Annotated in this window: 10 protein-coding genes and 1 pseudogene; 6 read left to right on the forward strand and 5 right to left on the reverse strand. The window is 65.9% G+C overall.

Translation table 11 applies throughout. The annotated features are described in order from the left end of the window. Positions 1-83 precede the first annotated feature (83 nt). Both DYI24_RS16145 and DYI24_RS16150 read right to left on the reverse strand, forming a co-directional pair. Positions 84-335, reverse strand: a complete 252-nt coding sequence (locus DYI24_RS16145; protein ID WP_164573021.1) for a transcriptional regulator — start codon at positions 333-335, stop codon at positions 84-86. Positions 336-434: 99 nt separating this feature from the next. Continuing rightward, positions 435-644, reverse strand: coding sequence for a cold-shock protein (locus tag DYI24_RS16150; protein WP_107346662.1), 210 nt, complete (start codon positions 642-644; stop codon positions 435-437). Positions 645-922: 278 nt separating this feature from the next. On the opposite strand from DYI24_RS16150, the gene DYI24_RS16155 reads away from it, so the two are divergent. Next, complete coding sequence (locus tag DYI24_RS16155) at positions 923-2,176, forward strand: arsenic transporter (RefSeq protein WP_164573022.1); 1,254 nt, start codon at positions 923-925, stop codon at positions 2,174-2,176. 115 nt (positions 2,177-2,291) lie between these two features. After that, on the forward strand, positions 2,292-3,029 hold the full coding sequence (locus DYI24_RS16160) for a DUF3750 domain-containing protein (protein WP_349627787.1): 738 nt from the start codon (positions 2,292-2,294) through the stop codon (positions 3,027-3,029). On the opposite strand, the gene yidD is transcribed toward DYI24_RS16160, so the two are convergent. Further along, positions 3,016-3,405, reverse strand: a complete 390-nt coding sequence (yidD, locus tag DYI24_RS16165; RefSeq protein ID WP_164573024.1) for a membrane protein insertion efficiency factor YidD — start codon at positions 3,403-3,405, stop codon at positions 3,016-3,018. The genes DYI24_RS16160 and yidD overlap by 14 nt on opposite strands. 240 nt (positions 3,406-3,645) lie before the next feature. Here yidD and DYI24_RS28350 point away from each other — a divergent pair. Continuing rightward, a pseudogene (locus tag DYI24_RS28350) lies at positions 3,646-4,410 on the forward strand (COG3904 family protein); the annotation flags it as partial. Positions 4,411-4,600: 190 nt separating this feature from the next. On the opposite strand, the gene DYI24_RS16175 reads toward DYI24_RS28350, so the two are convergent. Further along, the gene (locus DYI24_RS16175; RefSeq protein ID WP_012496819.1) at positions 4,601-5,053 is read right to left on the reverse strand and encodes an iron-sulfur cluster assembly scaffold protein; all 453 of its coding nucleotides are present in this window, start codon (positions 5,051-5,053) and stop codon (positions 4,601-4,603) included. 268 nt (positions 5,054-5,321) lie between these two features. Here DYI24_RS16175 and folE point away from each other — a divergent pair, with 268 nt between their 5' ends. Both folE and hisI read left to right on the forward strand, forming a co-directional pair. After that, positions 5,322-6,011, forward strand: coding sequence for a GTP cyclohydrolase I FolE (folE, locus tag DYI24_RS16180; protein WP_107345188.1), 690 nt, complete (start codon positions 5,322-5,324; stop codon positions 6,009-6,011). Between the two features lie 28 nt (positions 6,012-6,039). After that, positions 6,040-6,495: a phosphoribosyl-AMP cyclohydrolase gene (gene hisI, locus DYI24_RS16185; protein ID WP_164573025.1), complete on the forward strand. Its 456-nt coding sequence runs from the start codon at positions 6,040-6,042 to the stop codon at positions 6,493-6,495. A gap of 9 nt (positions 6,496-6,504) precedes the next feature. On the opposite strand, the gene DYI24_RS16190 is transcribed toward hisI, so the two are convergent. Then, positions 6,505-7,212 carry a hypothetical protein gene (locus DYI24_RS16190; protein WP_164573026.1) on the reverse strand — a complete coding sequence of 236 codons (708 nt, stop codon included), beginning with the start codon at positions 7,210-7,212 and terminating at the stop codon, positions 6,505-6,507. 194 nt (positions 7,213-7,406) lie between these two features. On the opposite strand from DYI24_RS16190, the gene DYI24_RS16195 reads away from it, so the two are divergent. Beyond that, the coding region (locus DYI24_RS16195; RefSeq protein WP_164573027.1) for a transglycosylase SLT domain-containing protein at positions 7,407-8,257 on the forward strand (851 nt) is incomplete at its 3' end.

An 8,257-nucleotide genomic window follows, 5' to 3' on the forward strand; every position in this document is an offset into this window, starting at 1 on the left:
GAATATCGCGGATCAGCTTGAAATCGTCGGCGGTCGCCATCGTCGTCTCCAGCCGGGACCGCGCAAGCAGCACTCCGCACGCGTCAGCTTACGGACGTCTTGCGCGCCCGCTTCTTCGGCGTGGCCGCCGATGGATCTGCCGAAGCCGCTTCAGCGGCCTGTTCGGCCTCGCGGGCGAGCCGCAGCGCGCGCAGTCGCTCCATGTTCTTGCGAAGCGCGACGCCTTCGCGCGCGACTTCCGCCATCCGCTGCGCGCCTTCCTGCTGTTCGAGCGCCTTGCGGCGAGCCCGTTCGATGCTGGTCGGGGAGGGAGTGGTGGTCTTCTTGTCAGTCATATCCGTCTCCTTCGGCACGCGCGGCAAAACCCGCTCGATCGCAGGGATCGAACGGGCCCATCTGCCGTTTCAGTACATCCGTGAAACGGAGACGCCGGATCAAGCCAGCGCGAGATTTTCCGCGCTGCTCTTGCCGCGCATTCTGTCAACCTTCACCTCGAACGAGACCTGCTGGCCTTCGGCGAGGCCGGACAGCCCGGCGCGCTCAACCGCGCTGATGTGCACGAACACGTCGTTGCCGCCGTCGTTCGGCGCGATGAAGCCAAAACCCTTTTGGCCGTTGAACCACTTTACGGTACCAGTCGTCATTTCCATTCTCCAAAGCACATCGTCCGCGCCAACGTGGCACGTGACGTTTCAACTAATCGATGACTTTGGGAAGGAGCCCGCGGGCGCATTCAGAAAGGCACAGCGGCTAATCGAATAACCAAACCGTATAGCATCTGCCCCTGTCATACAAGGACTATATTGTCGCGCGCTGCCTGCAGGGACTGCAACCGTACCGATAGAGACAATCGCAGCATCATCGCTTATCGATTAGTTCCGCTTCCTTCAGCTTGATGTTCCGCTTCGCAATGCCAAGTTTCATGCTCTCCCACGATCCTTTTCTGACCTGGAGTATCGTCGCCCTCGCCACCGCTGGGGTGATCATTCGGCCGCTGCGCTGGCCCGAAGCGGTATGGGCGGTCGCGGGCGCAGTGGCGCTGGTGGTGCTCGGTTTGCTGTCGTGGCAGGACGCGCTCGCCGGCGTGCGCAACGGCATCGACGTGTATTTGTTTCTGATCGGCATGATGCTGATCGCCGAACTGGCTCAGCGCGAGGGGCTGTTCGATTATCTCGCGGCGTTCGCGGTCCAGCACGCGCACGGTTCGCCGCAGCGGCTGTTCCTGTTGGTGTATGTGGTCGGCGTGTTCGTGACGGCGCTGCTCTCGAACGACGCCACGGCGATCGTGCTGACGCCGGCGGTGTATGCGGCGACGCGCGCGGCGGGCGCTGCGCCGCTGCCATATCTGTTCGTTTGCGCCTTCATCGCCAATGCGGCGAGCTTCGTGCTGCCGATCTCCAACCCGGCCAACTTGGTGGTGTTCGGCGAGCACATGCCGCATCTCGGCGGCTGGCTGCAGCAATTCACGCTGCCGTCGCTGGCGGCGATCGTCGCGACCTATCTGGTGCTGCGTCTGGCGCTGCGCCGTTCGCTCGCCGCGCAGAGGATCGAGATGCGGGTTGAGACGCCGCATCTGTCGCGCGGCGGCAAGCTCGCCGCCGTCGGTATCGGCGCGATCGCGATCGTGCTGCTGACGGCTTCGGCGCTCGATGTCGCGCTCGGCCTTCCGACCTTCGTGTGCGGCCTCGTCACCACGGCGGTGGTGTTGGCGGTCGCTCGGCAGTCGCCGGTTCCCGTACTGAAGGGCGTATCCTGGAGCGTGGTGCCACTGGTTGCTGGCCTGTTCGTGATGGTCGAGGCGCTGAGCCGCACCGGCGTGATCGGTGCGCTCGGCGGCCTGCTGCGCGAGGCGGTGGCGGATGCGCCGCGACTCGGTTCGTGGGCGGCCGGCATCGTCACCGCGATCGCCTGCAACATCGGCAACAATCTGCCGGTCGGCCTCGTCGCCGGCTCGGTCGCGGCCGACAATCACCTGCCGCGCGAGACCATCGCGGCGCTGCTGATCGGCGTCGACCTGGGACCGAACTTCTCGGTCACCGGTTCGCTCGCCACCATCCTGTGGCTGGTGGTGCTGCGCCGGAACCAGATCGAAGTCACCGCCTGGCGGTTCCTCAAGCTCGGCCTGGTGGTGACGCCGCCGGCGCTGATCGCCGCGCTTGCAGCCGCGGTGTGGTGAGAATTCCGCGCTGCTAACAACGCGCCGTTCCTGCACGTCCGCGTGATCGGTTCTGGCGAGGGCAGGGGTGCCGTCTATATTGTTCGATATCCTCCTTCGCATTGACCATCCCCACGTGAGACGTTTTGTGCTGATCCTGTTGTTGTTGCTGATCGTGCCGATCGCCGTGTCGGCCGGAAAATACTGGCTGGGCGATCGCAGCGTCGACTGGCAGAGCGCCGACCGTTCCAGCGCCGGACTGCTGCCGCCGGCGGCGCAGAATCCCGATGCGGTGGTGCGGGTGTTCGCCGCGCGTACGGTGCGCTGGCGCGGCATCTTCGCCGTGCACAGCTGGATCGTGGTGAAGCCGGCGAACGCATCGCGCTACACCCGCTACGACTACACCGCGTGGGGCACGCCGATCCGCGTCAACGGCTTCGTGGCTGACGGCCGCTGGTTCGGCGACGAACCGCAACTGATCGCGGCCGCCGATGGCGAGGCCGCCGCGGCGATGATCCCGAAGATTGAGGCCGCGGTGAAGGGTTACAAGCTCGCCGCGTACGGCGACTATCGCGCCTGGCCGGGGCCGAACTCCAACACCTTCGTGGCTGCGGTGATCGCGGCGGTCCCGGAACTGCGCACCACGCTGCCGCCGACCGCCATCGGCAAGGACTATCCGTGGGACGGCGGCTGGGTTGCTGTGACGCCGTCCGGCACAGGTGTCCGCGCGACGCTCGGCGGCTATCTCGGCCTGACGCTCGGCTGGATCGAGGGCCTCGAACTCAACGTGCTCGGCGCCGTCATTGGCGTCGACCTGCGCCGGCCGGCGGTCAAACTGCCGGGTCTCGGCCGCATCGGTGTCAGTGCGGCGTAAGCTGCGAGTGTGAGCCGCAGCCGCATGGCTCGGCAACATCCGGCGGCGGCGCGTTGACGCCGCGCCAGCGGGCGTAGCGCCACGGCAGATACCAATGAGCGCCGGGCGGCGGGACTTGCGGAACCAGATCGATCCCGGACGTGCCCCACGGCTGGCAGCGCAACAGCCGCGCCAGCGTCATCCAGCCACCCGCCCACAGTCCGAATCTGCTGATCGCTTCGTCCCCGTACATCGAGCAGGTTGGATAGTGCCGGCAGTTGTACCCGACCAGCGGCGACAGCGTGTGACGATACAGCCAGATCAGTCCGCGCCCGATGTTCCGCGGCAGCCGCAGCACCGCTGCGATCCAATCAGTTCCGCGACTTGGTAGTTGCATGAGCAGATGCCGTTTCGATGAGCGGCGGTTTGCGCGGTTCCGTTGCGGGGAACCCCGAGGCGCCGACATTTGCGCAACACTTCACCCGAAACTCGCGCGCTGTTGAGCGCATCGCAGCAAAACGCGGTGGTGTTTGCGGTTGATCAAAGTTAGCTTTTTCACAACGGTTAAGTAACAGACACGTGACAGATTCGCGTTGGAACTTGTGACGCAGTTGCTGCCGGAGCGAAGGAAGCCAGGTTGGGACGCGCAGTTCTTTCTTGTCTGAACGGTGGGGCGCTGGGGCTGGTCGCAGCGCTCGGCCTCGTTCTACTCGGGTTCGCAGCCGACAGCGGCATTCCTGTCACGGCCGGCGCCGCCAGTCTCGAAGCGCGGCGGCAGCCGATGAAGTTCGGCTGGGTCGCCTGCGATCCGGATTGCGGCGGCTGGATCAGCGCCATCGGCGTCGTCACCACCGACACCCCGAAGGATTTCGAGGACTTCGCCCGCGATCGCAAGCTCGGCGGCGCCACCGTGGTGCTGGATTCGAGCGGCGGCTCGGTCAACGACGCCATCACGCTCGGCCGACGCTGGCGCAAGCTCGGGCTGGCCACCACGGTCGGCACCAGCGTGCCGTCGGCGTCGCCGCTCGGCAGCCGCGCCCGGATCGAGCCCGGCGCCTACTGCGAATCGATGTGCGTGTTCCTGCTGCTCGCCGGCAATTCCCGCTATGTGCCGGAAGGCGCCCATGTCCGGGTGCACCAGATCTGGATGGGCGACCGCGCCGAGGATGCCCGTGCCGCCAGCTACACCGCGCAGGACATGTCGATCGTCGAGCGCGACATCGGCCGGCTGGCGAAGTTTACGTTCGAGATGGGCGGCACCGGCGATCTGCTGTCGCTCGCCCTGAGCGTGCCGCCGTGGGAAGATCTGCACGAGCTGTCGCGGCAGGAGCTGCGGGACACCAACCTGATCACCACCCAGGCGATCGCCGATCTGTTGCCCGGCCTCGCCGGCCCGCCGGCCAGCCGGGGCACTGAAACAAGCAACGTCATTCCGGGGCGCTCGCGACAGCGAGCGAACCCGGAATCCCGAGATTGTTGTGCGTTGTTTTTCACAACGTCGAGATTCCGGGTTCGCGAGCTGCGCACGTGCCCCGGAATGACTCGGAGGGAGCTGAGCTCGCGCCCCGGAATGACTTGTGGGGAGGCCGGGCTTACGCCGTCGCCTTGGCGCCGTCGTTTTGCGCTTCGATCTGTCCGATCGCGTCGACCACCGCGTCGAAGGTCAGCAGCGTCGAGGCGTGGCGGGCCTTGTAGTCGCGGACCGGCTCGAGCATCGCGATGTCGGCCCATTTGCCGTCGGGCGGGGCGCCGTTCTCTTTCAGCATCTTGCGCACGGTCTCGCGCAACGCTTTGAGTTCGCTGGCGGTCGAGCCGACCACGTGGCTCGCCATGATCGATGACGAGGCCTGGCCGAGCGCGCAGGCTTTGACGATGTGGGCGAAGTCGGTGACGGTGTCGCCATCCATCTTGAGGTCGATCGTCACGGTCGAGCCGCACAATTTGGAATGCGCGGTGGCGCTGGCGTCGGGATGCTCCAGCCGCCCGATCCGCGGAATATTGCCGGCCAGTTCGATGATGCGCTTGTTGTAGACGTCGTTGAGCATGCCGCGAATTCCGATGCCGGCGCTGGGCACGCCGGTCGCCCGGAGGCGGCGACCTTGGCGGTTCCGGCTTGCCGTCTTATATAGGAAGCGTGGCTTTCGAAATGAAGCCTCGCCGTGCGGCTGACTGCGCCGCGCGGAGGCCGCGAGCCGAAATCGGTCAAACACTTGGCCGGCCGGGCTCGCCGAAGGGATCAAGACGACCGGCTGTTGTCCGCCCGTCTGCCCGGTGACACATCCGGCCCACCAAGGCCGGTCGAACGGAGAGAAGATGGACGCCAAAATCAAGCCGATCCGCGGCACCAAGCCGGCCGAAGGCCGCCCCGAATTCCAGCCCGCCGAGCTCGATCCGTCCGAGTTCCTCGAAGTCGCGGTGCAGCCCGATCAGCCGCGCCCGTCGCGCGCCGAGGCGGAAGCCGCGGTGAAGACGCTGCTGTCCTATATCGGCGAGAACACCGAGCGCGAGGGCCTGCTCGACACCCCGCGCCGGGTGGTCGAAGCCTATGACGAGCTGTTCCAGGGCTATCACCAGTGCCCGAAGGAAGTGCTGGAGCGCACCTTCGGCGAAACCGCCGGCTATGACGACTTCGTCCTGGTCCGCAACATCAGCTTCACCTCGCATTGCGAGCACCACGTGATGCCGTTCTACGGCAAGGCGCACATTGCCTATACGCCGGTGGAGCGCGTGGTCGGTCTGTCGAAGCTGGCGCGTCTGGTCGACATCTTCGCCCGCCGCCTGCAGACCCAGGAACATCTCACCGCGCAGATCGCTGCGGCGATCGACGAGGTGCTGAAGCCGCGCGGCGTCGCGGTGCTGCTCGAAGCCGAGCACACCTGCATGTCGGTGCGCGGCATCGCCAAGAAGGGCGCCACCACCTTCACCAGCCGCTACACCGGCGTGTTCCGCGATAATCCGGCGGAGCAGGCGCGGTTCATGTCGATGGTCAGGGACCGCGGCTAACGCGCGAATCCTGCAAGGCAATTCAATCGTGTCCAGCGAATCGCGTTCAAGCTCTTCACCCGTTGCGCCCGATGATGTCGAGGAAGGCGTTGTGCTGCGCCCGAAATTCGACGCGCATGGGCTCGTCACCTGCGTCGCCACCGACGCGCGGACCGGCGACGTGCTGATGGTCGCGTTCATGAACGACGAAGCGCTCGACCGCACGATCCAGACCGGCGAGGCCTGGTACTACAGCCGCTCGCGCAAGCGGCTGTGGAAGAAGGGCGAGACCTCCGGCCACATCCAGAAGGTGCTGGAGATGCGGGTCGACTGCGACCAGGACGCGGTGTGGATCAAGGTCGATCAGACCGGTGGCGCCGCCTGTCACACCGGCCGCCACTCCTGCTTCTATCGCCGCATCGACCGCGGCGGCGACGGCGCGCCGGTGCTGATCGAAACCGACTCCGAGCGCAAGTTCGACCCGGACAAGGTCTACGGCAAATAGCCCTGCGGATCAGGCCAGCCGGCTGGCGACCTCGCGCTGCTGCTGCACCAAGTCCGGACCGGCCTTCGCGCCGGTCGGATCGGCGATGCTGTCGATGTAATCCAGCGCGGCGGAGCGCAATTGGCCATCCTTCAGGCTGATCACACCCGACAGCGTCTGAATGTTCATCGAGCGGGCGTTGTAGTTGCTCCAGGCGGTTTGCTGCTGCTTGCTGCCCGGGGCGCTGGCGCCCTTTTCCTTGTTGTAGAGCTCGAGCGCGGCGTTTGCCGCCTTCAGCGCATTCAGCCCGGCGATCTCCTTCAGCTCCTTGGCGACTTCAGGATTGTCGGCGAAGTACTTCTCGATCTTCGCTTTCCACGGCCCTTCGGCGGTGACGTTGCCGAATTTGTCGACCTGCAGCCTGACGGCGTCATCGAGATTGACGTTCAGTTTCTTGAACGCGTCGGTGAGCTTGGCGGTCAAGGCATCGGTACGCTTCTGCAGGCTCTCGTCGAACGACAGCGCGAGCTGTTCGGTGGCCGCCTTGTCGGCCTTGGCCTTGTCGAGAATCGCCTTGGCGCGATCGGACAGCGTGACGGTGTCGGCCGCACCCGTGGCTGCGGTGGTGGCCGATTGCGATGTCGTCGATGCGGTGGCGGATGGGATCGCGCCGGCCTGCGCCTGGCTCGCCAAAAAGGCCGAGGTCCCAGCGGTGGTGGAGTTGGTGATCGCGGTCATGGCTTTCTCCCGATGACTCTGCGCCCCGGTCAAACTCCGAGCGGACTGGCATGAGTCTAGCCATCTTAGGTTAAGCGGGCGTCAAAACGCCCGCCTAGGCTGTATCGGGTTTCGGTCGTTAATACTGCGTTAACCATAATCCCGCAGGGTCGCCGTGACGGAAGGGCGCTCGCAGCGGAGAGCGGGCAGGGGCTATGACGGTCGAGATTTCAAATCCGGCGGTGATGATCGTCGATCCGGCGCGGACCAAGGTCGCCGGCGCGATCAAGCAGGCTGCCGGCGCCACCGGCACCAGCTTCCAGTATCTGCTCGCCACGGCCAAGATGGAGTCGGACTTCAACCCGACCGCTCAGGCCAGCACTTCATCGGCACAGGGCTTGTTCCAGTTCATCGAGCAGACCTGGCTCGGCACCGTGAAGGAAGCCGGCGCGCAGCTCGGCTACGGCCAATATGCCGATTCCATCACCCGCTCGGCTTCGGGCAGCTATTCGGTCAGCGACCCGTCGGCGCGCGCCGCGATCATGAATCTGCGCAACGATCCGGTGGTGTCCTCGGCGATGGCCGGGGTGCTGACGCAGTCGAATAGTTTCAAGCTGACCGGCGAGATCGGCCGGCGCCCGTCGGATGCCGAACTGTACATGGCGCACTTCATGGGCGTGGCCGGCGCCGCCAAGCTGATCAACGCCGCGAGCGACACGCCCAACGTCGCCGGTGCCGCACTGTTTCCCTCGGCGGCGGCGGCCAATCAGTCGATCTTCTACGACCGCTCCGGCAACGCCCGCAGCGTCTCCGAGGTGTATTCCAATCTCGCGACGCGCTACGAGGCGGCCGCCAATGCACCCGCAACGCAGAGTGCGATCGCGTCGGTCGCCGGCCTGCCGGTGACGCTGGCTTCGGCCGCACCGCAAGTGCCGGTCGACAACGCCGCGTATCTGGCGAGCTTCCCGGACGTGCGCAACGTCACGCCCGCGCAAGCCGGCGACGCCACGCGCACCGCGACGTCGCAGCGCGGCAACGAGCCGATGTTCCGTTCGCTGTTCCTCGG

Origin of the sequence: Rhodopseudomonas sp. BR0C11 (genome assembly GCF_010820945.1) — a bacterium.
Taxonomy (GTDB): domain Bacteria; phylum Pseudomonadota; class Alphaproteobacteria; order Rhizobiales; family Xanthobacteraceae; genus Rhodopseudomonas; species Rhodopseudomonas palustris_H.